Annotated in this window: 14 protein-coding genes; 5 read left to right on the forward strand and 9 right to left on the reverse strand. The window is 69.9% G+C overall.

Annotation, left to right across the window (positions count from 1 at the left end):
• Positions 1-6: 6 nt before the first annotated feature.
• Positions 7-432: an acyl-CoA thioesterase gene (locus OO71_RS00410; RefSeq protein WP_033287550.1), complete on the forward strand. Its 426-nt coding sequence runs from the start codon at positions 7-9 to the stop codon at positions 430-432.
• An 8-nt stretch (positions 433-440) separates the two neighbouring features.
• A complete protein-coding gene (locus OO71_RS00415) occupies positions 441-902 on the forward strand; it encodes a tRNA (cytidine(34)-2'-O)-methyltransferase (protein WP_033287551.1) in 462 nt (153 codons plus the stop codon).
• A gap of 52 nt (positions 903-954) precedes the next feature.
• Here the strand turns inward: OO71_RS00415 and OO71_RS00420 are convergent, their stop codons facing one another.
• From OO71_RS00420 to mobA, 4 genes are all read right to left on the reverse strand, one after another.
• Entirely contained in the window at positions 955-1,935 is a 981-nt protein-coding gene (locus OO71_RS00420; RefSeq protein WP_033287552.1) for a VWA domain-containing protein, read from the reverse strand.
• Positions 1,932-2,813, reverse strand: coding sequence for a DUF58 domain-containing protein (locus tag OO71_RS00425; RefSeq protein ID WP_245633536.1), 882 nt, complete (start codon positions 2,811-2,813; stop codon positions 1,932-1,934). Before OO71_RS00425 ends, OO71_RS00420 begins: the two co-directional genes overlap by 4 nt.
• 70 nt (positions 2,814-2,883) lie before the next feature.
• Positions 2,884-3,948, reverse strand: a complete 1,065-nt coding sequence (locus OO71_RS00430) for an AAA family ATPase (protein WP_033287554.1) — start codon at positions 3,946-3,948, stop codon at positions 2,884-2,886.
• A gap of 111 nt (positions 3,949-4,059) precedes the next feature.
• Complete coding sequence (mobA, locus tag OO71_RS00435) at positions 4,060-4,617, reverse strand: molybdenum cofactor guanylyltransferase (protein ID WP_033287555.1); 558 nt, start codon at positions 4,615-4,617, stop codon at positions 4,060-4,062.
• Positions 4,618-4,681: 64 nt separating this feature from the next.
• On the opposite strand from mobA, the gene OO71_RS00440 reads away from it, so the two are divergent.
• Positions 4,682-5,506 (forward strand): GNAT family N-acetyltransferase, encoded by an 825-nt coding sequence (locus tag OO71_RS00440; protein ID WP_033287556.1) that lies wholly within the window; start codon positions 4,682-4,684, stop codon positions 5,504-5,506.
• Here the strand turns inward: OO71_RS00440 and OO71_RS00445 are convergent.
• Entirely contained in the window at positions 5,475-6,830 is a 1,356-nt protein-coding gene (locus OO71_RS00445) for an NlpC/P60 family protein (RefSeq protein ID WP_033287728.1), read from the reverse strand. The genes OO71_RS00440 and OO71_RS00445 overlap by 32 nt on opposite strands.
• A 661-nt stretch (positions 6,831-7,491) precedes the next feature.
• On the opposite strand from OO71_RS00445, the gene OO71_RS00450 reads away from it, so the two are divergent.
• Together OO71_RS00450 and OO71_RS00455 are read left to right on the forward strand one after the other, a co-directional pair.
• Complete coding sequence (locus tag OO71_RS00450; RefSeq protein WP_211260412.1) at positions 7,492-10,320, forward strand: aconitate hydratase; 2,829 nt, start codon at positions 7,492-7,494, stop codon at positions 10,318-10,320.
• Between the two features lie 68 nt (positions 10,321-10,388).
• Complete coding sequence (locus OO71_RS00455) at positions 10,389-10,775, forward strand: ester cyclase (RefSeq protein ID WP_033287557.1); 387 nt, start codon at positions 10,389-10,391, stop codon at positions 10,773-10,775.
• A 122-nt stretch (positions 10,776-10,897) separates the two neighbouring features.
• Here the strand turns inward: OO71_RS00455 and OO71_RS00460 are convergent, their stop codons facing one another.
• Genes OO71_RS00460 through OO71_RS00475 form a run of 4 tightly spaced genes read right to left on the reverse strand, consistent with a single transcriptional unit; the run spans position 10,898 to position 15,192 of the window.
• Positions 10,898-11,332 (reverse strand): VOC family protein, encoded by a 435-nt coding sequence (locus tag OO71_RS00460; protein ID WP_033287558.1) that lies wholly within the window; start codon positions 11,330-11,332, stop codon positions 10,898-10,900.
• 9 nt (positions 11,333-11,341) lie between these two features.
• Positions 11,342-12,943: a phospholipase C gene (locus OO71_RS00465; RefSeq protein WP_033287559.1), complete on the reverse strand. Its 1,602-nt coding sequence runs from the start codon at positions 12,941-12,943 to the stop codon at positions 11,342-11,344.
• Positions 12,944-12,955: 12 nt separating this feature from the next.
• Positions 12,956-14,104, reverse strand: coding sequence for a Dyp-type peroxidase (locus OO71_RS00470; protein ID WP_033287560.1), 1,149 nt, complete (start codon positions 14,102-14,104; stop codon positions 12,956-12,958).
• The gene (locus tag OO71_RS00475) at positions 14,101-15,192 is read right to left on the reverse strand and encodes an EfeM/EfeO family lipoprotein (protein ID WP_033287561.1); all 1,092 of its coding nucleotides are present in this window, start codon (positions 15,190-15,192) and stop codon (positions 14,101-14,103) included. The genes OO71_RS00470 and OO71_RS00475 overlap by 4 nt, the downstream gene beginning before the upstream one ends.
• Positions 15,193-15,224: the final 32 nt, after the last annotated feature.

Genomic DNA, 15,224 nt, shown 5'->3' on the forward strand with positions numbered 1-15,224 from the left:
GGTCCCGTGCCCGACCGCCGACCTGTCGCCGAACTGCCCCTGCGAGTGCGTTACCACGAATGCGATGCCCAGGGGATCGTGTTCAACGCGCATTATCTGGCGTACGCGGACATGGCCTCGTTCGAGGTCGAGAGAACACTGTTCGGGTCCCATGAGGCGATGCTCGCCACCGGGGTCGACCTGGTGGTTGCCGAGTCGAACCTGCGGTTCCTGGCGCCGTGCCGGTTCGACGACGAGCTGGTGGTCTCGATGTATCTGGTGCGTTTCGGGACGACGTCGATGCAGTTCGACTGCGAGATCCGATGTGGTGATGTGGTCACCACGGAAATCCGGATGCGTTATGTGTTCATCGACCCGGCCACGCTGCGGAAAACCGCGCCGCCGCCGGAAGTCCGCAAGGCCTACACGGCGTACCTCCCCGAGCCGGAGTGAGGCCGTCCGTGTTCCGCGTGCTCTTCTACCACCCCGAAATCCCGCCGAACACCGGCAACGCGATCCGGCTGGCCGCGAACACCGGCTGCGAGCTGCACTTGGTCGAACCGCTCGGATTCACCTTGGCGGACAAGCAGCTCCGCCGGGCCGGGCTCGATTACCACGACCTTGCGCGGGTCCACGTGCACGCCGATCTCGCCGCTGCGTGGGAGGTTCTGCTGCCTGCCTCGGTGTATGCGTTCAGTGCGTCGGCGACCCGCCTGTACACCGAGGTGTCCTACGCCCCCGGTGACGTGCTGATGTTCGGGCCGGAATCCGCTGGCCTCCCCGAGGAGGTCCAGCATGCTCCGGAGATCACCGACCGGCTCCGGCTGCCGATGCTGCCGACCAGCCGGTCGCTGAACCTGGCCAACACTGCGGCAATCACCCTGTACGAAGCTTGGCGGCAGAACGGGTTCGGCCGTCCGTGAAGGGAACCATCACGGAATCTGACTCCGTGATGGTTCCCTTCACGGACGTTACCTAGGGAAGTCTCTGGCCGACCAACAGCGCCGTGGCCGCGCCCGCCATCAAGACCAGCGTGCCCAGTACCACCCACGGTTTGCTTGCGTCGGCGTTCTTCAGCTCGAAGCCGATCTGCTCGCCGAGGTCGGCGTACACCCGTTTCAGCTCGTCCGCGCTTGCTGCCTTGTAGAACTCGCCGCCGGACAGCCGGGCGATTTCGCGCAGGGACTCGTCGTCCACGCGGACGTCCTGCTGTTTGCCCTCGATGTCGACCGACCCGTGCGTGGTGCCGAAGGAGATCGACGAGATCGGCATTTGCGCCTGCTTCGCCGCCTGCGCTGCGGTGTACGCGCCCCGTGGTGCGTACAGGTCTTCCGGCACCGTTTGCTTTCCGTCGCTCATCAGCACGATCCGCGCCGGTGGTGGTCCCTCTGCGCCGCCGACTACCGCGGAGAAGCTCTGGATCGACTGCATGGCCGCGAAAATGCCTTCGCCGGTGGCGGTGGACTGGGCCAGCTTCAGGTTGTCGATCGCCTTCGTCACGCCTGCGCGGTCCGTGGTCGGGTTGACCAGCACCGTTGCCGTCCCCGCGAACGAGATCAGGCCAAGGTTGATCCCCGGCGTCATGTTCTGCGCGAACTGCTTGGCCGCGTCCTGCGCTGCCTTGAGCCGCGTGGGTGCGACGTCGGTGGCCTCCATCGACAGGGAAACGTCGATCACCAGCATCACCGTCGCGCGGTTGCGCGGTACCTTCTGCTCGGCTGTCGGACCCGCCAGCGAGACCGTAAGCACCAGCAGCGACAACACGATCAGCATCGCGGGCAGGTGCCGGACCCAGCCTTGGGTCTTCGGGGCGATCTTGTCCAGCAGTTCGAGGTTCGCGAACCGCATCACGCGGCGGCGGCGGGCCCGCTGCGCCAGCACGTACGCCACCGCCACCGCGGCCACCGCGATCAGCAGCAGGAACCACCACGGCGAGCTGAACCCGGTGAGGCTCACGCGGCACCTCCCGACCAGCGGCGCTTACGGGCCACGACGAACCGCACCACGTCGGCGATCCAGTCGGAATCCGTGCGCAGCACCAGATGCGCCGCCCCGGCCCGGCGCAAACCGGACGCGACGGCCTGCCGGTGCGCGTTCGCCGCGGCACCGAATTCCTTGCGCAGCAATGCCGACGCGTGGACCTCGCGCTGCCGTCCGGTCTCCGGGTCGGCCAGCACGACCGTGCCGACGTCCGGCAGGTCGACGTCCCGCGGGTCGAGGATCTCGATGGCGATCAGCTCGTGCTGCCCGCCCAGTGCCCGCAGCGGACGTTCCCAGTCCAGCGGGCCGAGGAAGTCCGAGATCGCCACGGCCAGGCCGCGCCGCCGCGGCGGACGGCGCAGTTTTTCCAGCGCACCGGAGAAATCGCCGCGGACGCCCTCCGGCGCGCGCGGCGTTTCGGCCAGCCGCCGGACCAGCCCGCGGGCGTGCGCGAGACCGCCGCGAGCCGGTAGCCGCGTGATGCCCTGCCCGTTCGACACCAGCGCGCCGATCCGGTTGCCACCGCCACCGGTCAGGTGCGCGACCGCAGCGGTTGCACACACCACCAGGTCACGCTTCTCGCAGAGCGCAGTGCCGAAATCGAGGCTCGCCGACAGGTCTGCGACGACCCAGGTTTCGAGCTCGCGATCGGCCACCGTCTCGCGAATGTGCGGCGTGGTGGTGCGCGCGGTGACCGCCCAGTCCATCCGGCGCACGTCGTCGCCCGGCTGGTACGGCCGCGCCTCGCCGGGTTCGGAACCCGGACCTGGCACGAGACCGAGGTGGTTGCCCTGCAGGAGCCCGTCGAGACGGCGCCGGACGTCGAGTTCGAGCGTGCGCAGTCCCGCTTCCATCCGGTCGCCGCGGAGGATCGGCGGCGCCCAGCCCGGGCGCCCGTCGCGCGAGGTTTTGCCGGCCACGCCGCTACCTGACGGGCGCGCCCGCGGGCACCGGACCGGTGCCGCCCTGCGGCCGGGCCGAAACCTGCGGCAGCGGCACGGTCTGCAGCACGCGGGTGATGATGTGGTCCACCGGGACGCCGTCGGCGAGCGCGTCGTAGGACAGCACGAGCCGGTGTCGCAGCACGTCCGGCACCACGTCGACCACGTCCTGCGGGAGCACGTAATCCCGGCCGCGCACGAGAGCGAGCGCCCGCGCCGCGGCGATGATGCCGAGGCTCGCGCGGGGCGAGGCGCCGTAGGACACCCACCCGGCCACGTCGGCGAGGCCGTGGTCGTTCGGCGTCCGCGTGGTGAGCACGAGCCGCACGACGTAGTCGACCAGCGCGTGGTGCACGAACACCTGCGCCGCGACCCCCTGCAGCCGCACCAGCTCGCCCGGGCTCAGCACCTCGTGCGGGCTCGGCGGCGTGACGCCCATCCGGTAGATGATCTCGCGCTCTTCTTCGGCGGTGGGGTACTCGACCACGATCTTGAACAGGAACCGGTCGCGCTGCGCCTCCGGCAGCGGGTACACGCCCTCGTTCTCGATCGGGTTCTGCGTGGCGAGCACGAGGAACGGGTCGGGCATCGGGAAGGTCTGGCCGCCGATCGACACGTGCCGCTCGGCCATCACCTCGAGCATCGCCGACTGCACCTTCGCCGGTGCCCGGTTGATCTCGTCGGCGAGCACGAAGTTGGCCACCACCGGACCCAGCTCGACGTCGAAGCGCTCGGCACCCTGGCGGTAGATGCGCGTACCGAGGATGTCGGCGGGCACCAGGTCGGGAGTGAACTGCACCCGGGAGAACGATCCGCCGACGACCCGCGCGAACGTCTCGACCGCCAGCGTCTTCGCGACCCCGGGCACGCCCTCGAGCAGCAGGTGCCCCTTCGCCAGCAGCCCGACGAGCATGCGCTCCACCAGCCGGTCCTGCCCGACGATGACGCGCTTCACCTCGAACACGGTGCGTTCCAGCAGCTGGGCGTCCCGCGCCGGGGTGCCGGGCTGCTGCCCGTTCGCGCCCTCGGCGAAGCCGGGCTCGGTCACTCTTTCCTCCAGTGGTCGCACGTCTGCGGGCTGCCCCACGACCCTACTGGGTCACCAGCGTCCCGCACGGTAGCCAACCCCATCACCGGTGTGACAGCTGTGAAGCCGTTGTCAGTAGTGCTTACGGTGCTTTTCGAGGTCGTCAGGTGTGTCGATATCCGCGCTTTCGCCAGGCTCCGAGGGGACCTCGGCAATGCGCAGACCGCCCAGGGTGCGCCGTAGCGACGCGTTCTCGGGACTGGACGGCATCGCCGCGCGCAAGGCCGCGGTACGCCACGCGCCGACGAGCCACTGCCGGTGCCCGGTGTCGTCCACGAGCACCGCGCCGTCGATCTCCTCGGTCACCGCGGCGCGCAGCCGGTCCACTGTGGACTGCCGGATCCCGGGCAGATCCGCGGCCAGCACCACGACGGTGTCCTGCTCGATTGCCGCCAGCCCGGCTGCCAGCCCGGCGACCGGACCCGTGCCGGGCACTGCTTCCCGCGTCCAGACGACCCCGTCGTACCCCGGCCGCTCCGGCCCGCACACCACGACCGGACTTGCCCCGGCCAGTGCCTCGACCGCCCGCCCCAGCAAGGAAATCCCGCCGACCCGCAGCTCCGGCTTGTCCACTCCGGACAGCCGCCGCGCGGAGCCGCCGGCCAGCACGATCCCCGCGAACCCGCTCATCGGCCCAGGATGCCCGCCGCGGAACCCGCGCGCGCATCGGGGTCGCGCGGGTTAGGTTTCCGGGGTGCCCGACGCCGAGCGGCTGCTGGCCGCCTACGACCGCGAAGTCCGTCACGCCGAGCTCACCAGCCCCGAACCGGGGCAGCACCTGACCACCGACCCACCGCTCACACGCGCCACCGGCGGCCGCCGCGGATTCGTCTCCGGCCCGCCGGACCTGGGCGTGACCGGTCCCGTCCTCGACGCGCTCATCGCCCGGCAGACGGCGTTCTTCGCCGCCAGGGGCGAGGAGTTCGAGTGGAAGACCCGCAGCCACGACCGTCCCGCCGACCTGCCCGAGCGGCTGCTCGCCGCCGGATTCACCGCGGAGGACCCCGAAACCGTGCTGGTCGCGCCGCTCGGGCAGGTCGGTGCGATCGCCGTTCCGCCGCCACCAGCTGGGGAGGTCGTCGTCCGGGAGGCCGCCGGGCACGACGATCTGCTGCGCATCGCGACCCTCAGCGCGGCGGTTTTCGGGAGTGACGAGGCCGCCGTCGCCTCGGACCTGCTCGCCCGGGCGAGGGCCGACCCCGGCACGACCACGCACGTCGTCGCCGAAGCGGACGGCCGGTTCGTCGCGGCTTCGCGGCTGGAGCTGGTCCCCGGCACGTCGTTCGCCGGTTTGTGGGGCGGCGCAACGCTTCCCGCCTGGCGCGGCCGGGGCCTGTACCGGGCGCTGGTCGCCCGCCGGGTCGAAGCCGCGCGGACCCGCGGAGTCGCCTACCTGCAGGTGGACGCCCTGCCGACGAGCCGCCCGATTCTCGAACGGCTCGGCTTCACGCCGGTGACCGGAACGACGCCGTACGTGTGGCGCCCGGTCAGCCGATCAACCGGGTCGCGTACGGCATGATCCCGCCGTAGCGGACCGACGTCACCCGCACGAACGAACCCGACTGCGGTGCCTCGACCATCTGGCCGTTGCCCAGGTACAGCGCGACGTGGTGGATCCCGCCCGAGCCGCCCCAGAAGAGCATGTCCCCGCGGCGCATCTGCGACAGCGGCACACGGCGGCCGGACGTGTACTGGTACCCGCTGTAGTGCGGCAGCGACTTCACTCCCGCGAAGGCGTAGATCATCAGGCCGGAGCAGTCGAAGCCGATCTTGCGGTAGTCGCCGTAGCTGTCGGCCACGCCGCCGTCGCGGATACCGCGGGTCGGGCCGCTGCCGTTGCCGCCGCCCCACGCGTAGGGCATGCCGCGCTGCGCCAAAGCCCGCGCGATCACGGCCTCGATGGAGCTGCCCGCCGCCGGGGACGGACGCGCCCGGCCCCCGCCGTTGTCCCCTGGGCCATCTCCGCCGCCGCTCGCCTTCAGCGCGGCCTGGCGGGCGCGTTCCTCGTCCTCACGTTGCTTCTGCGCGAGCCAGTCCTGGTACCGCTGGCGCTGTCCCTGAAGCCCGCTGACCTTCGACTGCGCGGCGTACAGCTGCTGTTCGACGGAGCTCTTGCTGGCTTCGAGCTGGGTGTTCTGCGCGGCCTGCGTCTGCTGCGCGGAGACCGCAGCAGCTTGCGCGGCGTCGGCGCTGCCCTTCGCCCGGGTGGCCGCGGCCTGCTTCTGCTCCGCGATTTCCAGCGCCTTGCGGGCCGCGGAGTCCTTGTTGGACTTCTCGGTCTGCGCCTGTTCGAGCCGCTCCATCGCGTTGAGCCGCGACCCGCCGATGGCGTCGAGCAGCTGAGCGCGCGCGAGCAGGTCCTTCGGGCTGTCGGAGGTGAGGTACGCCGATACGGAGCCGATGGTGCTGCCCTGCTCGAAGCTGGCGGCGGCGAACTTCTTGGCGTCCGCACGGGCCTGCTCGATCGCGCCCGCCGCGGCGTCGGCTTCCCGGCGGGCCGACTGCGCGTCGCCCTCCGCCTGGGTGGCGGCGTCCTGTGCGGTCTGCAGGTCGACCAGCGCCTTCATGGCCTGTTCCTGCTTGAGCTCGACAGTGTCCTGCAGCGACGCGAGCTTCTGCTCGGCCTGCGCGAGCTGGTTGGTGAGCCGGCCGACCTCCCCGGCCTTCGCGTCGGCGGCCCCCTTGGCGGAGCTGAGGTCGGAGTCGCTGGGGTTGGGCGGCGGCGGGGGCACGGCGAGCCCGGGGCTCGTGATGCCGAGCAGCGCCACCAGGGTGACCGCGGCGGCCGTGAGACCACGCCGCGCCCAGGCCGCCCTGCGTCCGGTGCCGGGTGTGCCGTCCATGTCCGACGCGCTGTCGAGAACCGACCAGTCAGCCGTTCGCGCCATGCCGTCGATGCCGGACGTGCCGCGGGTGCCGAACGCGCAGTCAACGCCGGACTGGCCTTGGGCGCCGAACGCACCTTCGGTACCGGGCAAGCCGGACGTGCTTGCCGTGCCTTCGGCGCCGGACCGGTCGGCCGTGCCTGACGTGCCTGCCGTACCGGACCGTCCCCACCGGACCTTCACGACCCGCCACCTCCGCTCACCGGTGTGCCTGCGACCTGCCGGGTCCCCTGGTCCGGCCCGCATTCCGGGCCCTCCCCCGGCCCGGCACCTGCCGTCCCGGCTGGTCTCGGTCACACCCCGTGCCACTGTAGTCACACCACTATCACAAGCCTCAGGAAGAACTTACACACCGTAGACATCATTTCCCCTGATCGGGGGACCCGCGGGCCCCGGCGCGTCCCGGATGGCCCACGTCACCCCGCGTGGCGGCTTGAACGAAATACAGGACACGCGTACTGTTTGGGACGAAGAACGAGGTGTGCCCTCCCGGCTCCGGCCCTACGGTGAGGGTGCGCGACACTGCAGAAAACCCCGCCGCGCCCGGCCCGACGGTGCGCGGCGGCGAGAGCGACACACCGAACTGACCCGGGAGGCCACGCCAGGCGGCGTGGATTCCATGCCACTGGAGTTGGACGTGACTGCACCTGCCAGCAAGGACAGCTTCGGCGCCAAAGACACGTTGAAGGTGGGCGAGAACTCGTACGAGATCTTCCGCCTCGGCAAGGTCGACGGCGCCGCGCGGCTGCCTTACAGCTTGAAGATCCTGCTCGAAAACCTGCTGCGCACCGAGGACGGCGCGAACATCACCGCCGGCCACATCCGGGCGCTCGGCGGCTGGGATCCGAACGCGGACCCGTCGATCGAAATCCAGTTCACGCCCGCCCGGGTGATCATGCAGGACTTCACCGGCGTGCCCTGCGTCGTGGACCTGGCGACGATGCGCGAGGCGGTCACCGACCTCGGCGGCGACCCGGACAAGGTCAACCCGCTGGCGCCGGCCGAGCTGGTCATCGACCACTCGGTGATCATCGACGTCTTCGGCCGCGCGGACGCCTTCGAGCGCAACGTGGAGATCGAGTACGAGCGCAACCGCGAGCGCTACCAGTTCCTGCGCTGGGGCCAGGGCGCCTTCGACGAGTTCAAGGTCGTCCCGCCGGGCACCGGCATCGTGCACCAGGTCAACATCGAGCACCTCGCCCGCACCGTGATGTCGCGGAACGGGCAGGCCTACCCCGACTCCTGCGTCGGCACCGACTCGCACACCACCATGGTCAACGGGCTCGGCGTGCTGGGCTGGGGCGTCGGCGGCATCGAGGCCGAGGCGGCCATGCTGGGCCAGCCGGTGTCGATGCTCATCCCGCGCGTCGTGGGCTTCAAGCTCACCGGCGAGATCCCGGCCGGCGTCACCGCCACCGACGTCGTCCTCACGATCACCGAGATGCTGCGCCGGCACGGCGTGGTCGGCAAGTTCGTCGAGTTCTACGGCAAGAGCGTCGCCCAGGTGCCGCTGGCCAACCGCGCCACCATCGGCAACATGAGCCCGGAATTCGGCTCCACCGCGGCGATCTTCCCGATCGACGACGAGACCGTGCGCTACCTCAAGCTCACCGGCCGCTCGCCCGAGCAGGTCGCGCTGGTCGAGGCGTATGCGAAGGAGCAGGGCCTCTGGCACGACCCCTCGCACGAGGCGCAGTACTCCGAGTACATCGAGCTGGACCTGTCCACGGTCGTCCCGTCGATCGCCGGACCGAAGCGCCCGCAGGACCGGATCGAGCTGTCGGACGCGAAGTCGTCGTTCCGCAAGTCGGTGCACGACTACGCCGAGGACGAGCTGCCCACGCCGCACACGAACCTCGACGAGACGGTCGAGGAGACGTTCCCGGCTTCCGACCCGGCGGCGCTGTCGTTCAAGGACGAGGACGCCGTCGAGCTGCAGTCCGCGGCCAACGGCGCGACCGGGCGGCCGAGCAAGCCGGTGAAGGTGACGAGTGCCGAGCGCGGCGAGTTCATCCTCGACCACGGCGCCGTGGTGATCGCGTCGATCACGTCCTGCACCAACACGTCCAACCCGTCGGTGATGCTCGGCGCGGCGCTGCTCGCGCGCAACGCGGTGGACAAGGGCCTGTCGGTGAAGCCGTGGGTCAAGACGTCGATGGCGCCGGGCTCGCAGGTCGTCACCGACTACTACGAGAAGGCCGGGCTCTGGCCGTACCTGGAGAAGCTGGGCTACCACCTGGTCGGCTACGGCTGCACCACCTGCATCGGCAACTCCGGGCCGCTGCCCGAGGAGATCTCGGCCGCGGTGCAGGAGAACGACCTCACCGTGGTGTCGGTGCTCTCGGGCAACCGGAACTTCGAGGGCCGGATCAACCCGGACGTCAAGATGAACTACCTGGCGTCGCCGCCGCTGGTGATCGCGTACGCGCTCGCCGGCACGATGGACTTCGACTTCGAGAACCAGCCGCTCGGGCAGGACGCCGACGGCACCGACGTGTTCCTGAAGGACATCTGGCCGTCGCCGCAGGAGATCCAGGAGACCATCGACTCGGCGATCACGCAGGAGATGTTCACCAAGGACTACGCCGACGTGTTCGACGGCGGCGAGCGCTGGAAGTCGCTGCCGACGCCGACCGGCAAGACCTTCGAGTGGGCCGCGGACTCCACCTACGTGCGCAAGCCACCGTACTTCGACGGGATGGCCGCCGAGCCGTCACCGGTCGAGGACATCGCGGGCGCACGCGTGCTGGCGAAGCTGGGCGACTCGGTCACCACCGACCACATCTCCCCCGCCGGCGCGATCAAGGCCGACTCCCCCGCCGGCCGGTACCTCACCGAGCACGGCATCGACCGCAAGGACTTCAACTCCTACGGCTCGCGCCGCGGCAACCACGAGGTGATGATCCGCGGGACGTTCGCGAACATCCGGCTGCGCAACCAGCTGCTGGACGACGTGCAGGGCGGCTACACCCGCGACTTCACCGTCGAGGGCGCCCCGCAGGCGTTCATCTACGACGCGGCGCAGAACTACGCGGCGGCGGGCACCCCGCTGGTCGTGCTGGGCGGCAAGGAGTACGGCTCCGGGTCGTCGCGGGACTGGGCGGCGAAGGGCACGTCGCTGCTCGGGGTGCGCGCGGTGATCGCCGAGTCGTTCGAGCGGATCCACCGGTCGAACCTGATCGGCATGGGCGTGATCCCGCTGCAGTTCCCGGAGGGCGAGTCCGCGTCGACGCTGAAGCTGGACGGCACCGAGACGTTCGCGATCGCGGGCATCACGAAGCTGAACGATGGCGAGACGCCGCGGACGGTGCGCGTGACCGCCACGAAGGAGGACGGCACGAACGTGGAGTTCGACGGCGTCGTCCGGATCGACACCCCGGGTGAGGCCGACTACTACCGCAACGGCGGCATCCTGCAGTACGTGCTGCGCAAGATGACCCGCTCCTGATCGCAGGTTGGTGGCCCGCCCCGGCATCCCCGGGGCGGGCCACTTTTTGCTTACCGGGGAAGGAAACCGTGGACCTGAAGACGATCTACCTCGGCTACCTGGCCGCCCTGAACGAACGCCGCTTCGGCGACCTGGACGACTTCGTGCACGCCGAGGTCACCTACAACGGCGAGGTCCTGACGCGGCAGCAGTACGCAGCCATGATCGACGGCGACAGCCAAGCCATCCCGGACCTCAGGTTCGACCCCCAGCTCCTGACCACCGACGGCGACCTCGTGGCCTGCCGCCTGTGGTTCGACTGCACCCCGGCCCGCCCGTTCTTCGGCCACCCCCCGACCGGAGAGCGGATCTCGTTCGCGGAGAACGTGTTCTACCGCTTCCGGGAAGGGCGGATCGAGGAGGTGTGGTCGCTGATCGACCGCGAGTCGGTGGCCCGGCAGCTGGGTCAGGGGTAGGGCCTTCGCCCGGACTTTCCCGTTCGCGCACCCTGCTTGCCGAAGTCCGTGAAGGGAACCATGAGGGAATCTGATTCCGTGATGGTTCCCTTCACGGACCTCCGACCGGCCGGTGCGGGGACTCAGTCCAGGCAGAATTCGTTGCCCTCGACGTCCTGCATCACCAGGCACGACTCGTTTTCCTCGTCCGCCTCGAGCAGGTGCACGCGGGTCGCACCGAGTTGGACCAACCGGGCGCATTCGGCTTCGAACGCGGCGACCCGTTCCGCGCCCGCCAACCCGGTGCCGACGCGCACGTCGAGGTGTACCCGGTTCTTCACCACCTTGCCCTCGGGCACCCGCTGGAAGAACAGCCGCGGTCCGGCCCCCGTCGGGTCGACGCAGGCGAATGCCGCACCCTGGCGCTCGGGCGGCAGCGAGCGGTCGAAGTCACCCCATGAGGCGAAGCCCGGTGGGGGCGGCGGCACGACGTACCCGAGCACCTCGCACCAGAACCGGGCGACGCGCTCGGGTTCCGCGCAATCGAAAGTGACCTGGACTTGCCTCACCGACCCCATCCGGTCAGCCTAGCCGATCACCGCCCCGGTTTTCGGGTCGAGCTTCAGCGGTTTCGCCGCCGGGTGGGAGAAGTCGAACATTCCGGTGATCGGCGCGGCCAGCGCGTCGTACGATCCGCCGCCGATGCGGCCGAGGTGCCAGTTGTCCTCGATGAACCGGAGCACCGACGTCTGGTCGGTCAGCGTGTGGTCGACGTGGTTCACCTTGCTGTACGGCGAAATCACCAGCAGCGGCAGGCGCGGGCCGTACCCGCAGCGGTCGGCGGAACCGCCCAGCTTCACCGGGCGCGAACTGCACACCGGCGAGTCTTGCTGCGCGTCGTGCGAGCCGTTGACGATCGTCGACGGGACGTGGTCGTACCAGCCGTCGGAATCGTCGTACGCCAGGATGATCGCGGTGTTCCGCCACTGCGGCGACGCCTGGATACGGTTGATCTCGTCGGCCACGAACGCCTGCTCGTCGAGTGGGTCGGAGTACCCGGCGTGCCCGTCCTGGTACTCCGGCGCCTTCAGGAAACTCACCGCCGGCATGGTGCCCGCGGCGAGGGCGTCGTTGAAATCGCGCACGTCGTACTGGTGGTTCGCCTGGTCGTGCTGGCCCACCGCGCGCAGTGACGACGGTGGCCGGTGCTTGGCATTCGAAGTCGATCGGTAGTACTGGAACGGCTGATGGTGCGGGCTGTAGTCGACCGACGCCTGGCCGCCCACGTTCGGGTGCTTCGTGCCGCAGACGGCGTACCCGTTCGCCTCACCGGTCGGCCGGAAGCCGCCCTCGAACCAGCCCCACGTGACGCCGCGGGCGTTCAGCAGGTCGCCGACGTTGCGGCCCTCGAACGCGCCCAGGTTGTCGGTGGCGGTGTGGTTCTTGCCGGAACAGTCGTCGAACGCCGGGTCCGGGTCGGTGATCATCGTGCCGACGCCGCGGGAGTCCGGCGACGCCGCGGTGTGCGGGTCGACCTTCGGCTCCCCGGTGACCGAATCGACCGGCTGGAGGCCGTGGGTCTGCCCGGAAACGAGGTTGATCGCGCCCGGGCTGGACGGGCCGAAAACGGTGTCGAAGGAATTGTCGTTGAGCGCGTAATGCTGGGCGTAATTCCACATCGCGGTGACGGTGTTGCCGTCGAAATAATCCATGACCAGACCCGGCTCGCCGAAGAGAACGGGCTGCCCGGTGCATTTGCCCCGCTCGGTGTTCTCGACGAACTTGTCCATTTTGCCGCCGTTGAATGCGGCTTGCTCTTTGTTGTAGTCGTGGGACTGGTCGCAGGTGAGCGCCTGGTCCGGGCTGAGCCGCTTCGGGTTGTAGGCGTTCGGGTTGTGCTGCAGGAGTTCGGGGGTGAGGCCGTTGACCTTCGGCGTGTCCGGCTTGGCGTGGAATGGGGTGCCGTTTTCGTTGGTGGCGTGGGGATATGTGCCGAAATAGTGGTCGAAGGAAATGTTCTCGCCGAAGAGCACCACCACGTGTTTGATCGGCGTCGCCGTGGTGATGGTGTCGGGTGCGGGCAATGCCGCCGGCGGTGGTGCCGCCGAACTGCTCGCGCACGCCGCCGTCAAAGCTGCCGTCGCTGCCAGCGCGACCGCCCCGGTTGCGCGTCTCCTGGTCCGCTCCACCCCGTGCTCCCTTCAGTTCAGCAGTGCCTGGCCGTAGTGGTCGGCCGGGTCCGTCACACCGGGGAACAGGTGGAAGTACCCGCCCCCGAACGGCGAGACGTAGTCGGTGAGCGGCTCCCCTGCGAGCCGCTTCTGCACGGCTTCGAACTGCCGCTCGAGGTCGCGCTGGTAACACGTGAAGACGAGGCCCATGTCGAGGTTCCCGTTCGCATCGACCCCGCGGTCGTAGTTCACCGCGCGGCGCAGGATCCGCTCGCCATCGGTCTGCGGGGTGCGTGGGTTGGCCAGCCGGATGTGGCTGGTCAGCGGGATGACGGTGCCGACCGGGTCCTCGTCGTAACGGGGTACGTCGTGCTCGGCGGCGCCGTCGAGCGGTGCGCCGGTGTCGCGGCGGCGGCCGATCATGTTCTCCTGTTCGGACAGCGAGACCCGGTCCCAGAACTCCACGAGCATCCGGATCAGCCGGATCACCTGGTAGCTGCCGCCGTCGTCCGTCCACACGAGACTGTCCGGTTCGGGATTCGCGGTGCCATCCTTGAAGCCGAGGAGGTTGCGCGGGGTTCCGGCCGGTCGCGGTGGCGAGCTGAAGCCGTCGATCTTCCACCGCAGCTGCATCCCGCCCCTGGTCGCGCGGGCGATGTCGCGGAGCGCGTGGAGCACGGTGTCCGGCTCGGCCGCGTTGAGGACGAGGCTGAGATCTCCGTGGCACCATCCGGGATCGAGTACATCGTCGGGGAACGTCGGCATCGGCTTGAGCTTGGCCGGTTTGCGTGCGGCGAGGCCGTACCGCTCGTCGAAAAGTGATGCCCCGGCGCCGACCAGCACGGACAACTGTCCTTTCGGGACCTCGGGCCCGAGCACGCCGGAGTCCGCGGGCGGGCCGGTGATCCCCACTGCCGCGGGCGCGCCGCCGGTGGTGAGCGATCTCGCGCGGTCGGTCAGCTCGCGGAGCAAGGTGGTGAGTTCTGCGCGGTTTTCGGCGATGACGTCGAAGGCTGCGACGATGGAATGTCTCGCGGGTTCGGCCAGGAGGGCTGTTTGCCTGCTGCCATGGAAGGTTCCCGTGCGTTCGTACCGTGGCGGTGCGGCGGCACTTCCGGCGAGACCCGCTACCCCGGCACCAGCGGCCGCGGCAGTCCGGAGGAATGCCCGCCGCCTCAAGAGATTCTCCTCGGTTCCGTGATGGCGGCGATCGGGGCCAGGCGTTCGGTCAGCTCCGCGACATCGCCGTTCACGCGCTCCCGCTGCCGCCGATCCAGCGCGGACAGCGGCTTGCCCGCCACCGCACGAAGGTCCCGCTCGGTGCGGGTGATCCACGCGTCCAGGTCCGGCAGCCCCGGGAAGCGAGTGGTCAGCAGCGGACGCAGGACGTCGAGCACCGCGCGGGTACCGGAGAGGTTCGCTCCGGCGGTCGCGAGGTTGGAGCCGCTGCCGTAGTCAGTACGTCCGGTGAGTTCGAACTGCAGCGTGTTCTCCATGATCTCGTGTGCGCGCAGGCCGAGGTCGTTCTGGTCGATCTGGGCGTCGGCGAACGACGTGCGCAGCTGCCGCACCGCCTGGTCGAGCTGGGCCGCGATCGGCTCCAATTCGGGTAGCGATTCGTTGTGCCACAAGCCGTTTTCGAGCCGGTGGAAGCCGGTGTCGGGCTGGCCCGCGGTGGTGCCGTTGATCACGCCGTCGGAGTCGCCGAACGCGTCGTAGGCGGCGCCGAGCCGCTCGTACGTGAGGTGCGCGGTGAGCCAAGCCTGCTGGGCCGCGGATCGATCGCCCGAGTGAATCGTCTGCGCCAAGGCCGCGGTCTGGCCGGTGAGCGTGGCGAGCCCATCGGCGACGTACGCGTGGTACTGCTTCAGTGGCCCCAACAGGTCGGCGTTGGTCACCGGCACCACTGCGGGTCCGGGACGGTCGGTGCCGCCGGTGACCTGGACTGTCGGTCCCACGAACGGCGTACCGTCCTCGGGCGCGCAACGCAGGGCATACGCGCCGTTGCCGAAGTTCACCGGTAGCGCTCGCGTCGTGCCGGGGCCGACGCCCTCCAGCTCGCCGAACACCGTGCCGGTGGCCGGGTCGACGACCTCGACCTCCATGGTGACCGCGGCGTTGTTGCGAATCTGCAGCGTCTGCGGCCCGGCCGGCGGGGCGGTCCAGCCGTCCCCGCAGGCCGAGCGCGACACCGCAACCGGGCCGGCCGGCGCAGCACATCCGGCCAGCACGACGCCCAGCGCCACGCCGCTCACCCAGCGCCGCACGTCAACTCCCCTCAGGTGAACATCTGGCGGAC

It is taken from the genome of Amycolatopsis jejuensis, from assembly GCF_000717335.1.
GTDB lineage: Bacteria > Actinomycetota > Actinomycetes > Mycobacteriales > Pseudonocardiaceae > Amycolatopsis > Amycolatopsis jejuensis.

Coding starts and splice junctions, on each gene's coding strand:
- mobA (WP_033287555.1), bottom strand. CDS start 4,617: ATGAGCGGGTTCGCGGGGATCGTGCTGGCCGGCGGCTCCGCGCGGCGG.
- OO71_RS00425 (WP_245633536.1), bottom strand. CDS start 2,813: ATGGAAGCGGGACTGCGCACGCTCGAACTCGACGTCCGGCGCCGTCTC.
- OO71_RS00450 (WP_211260412.1), top strand. CDS start 7,492: ATGCCACTGGAGTTGGACGTGACTGCACCTGCCAGCAAGGACAGCTTC.
- OO71_RS00445 (WP_033287728.1), bottom strand. CDS start 6,830: ATGGACGGCACACCCGGCACCGGACGCAGGGCGGCCTGGGCGCGGCGT.
- OO71_RS00460 (WP_033287558.1), bottom strand. CDS start 11,332: ATGGGGTCGGTGAGGCAAGTCCAGGTCACTTTCGATTGCGCGGAACCC.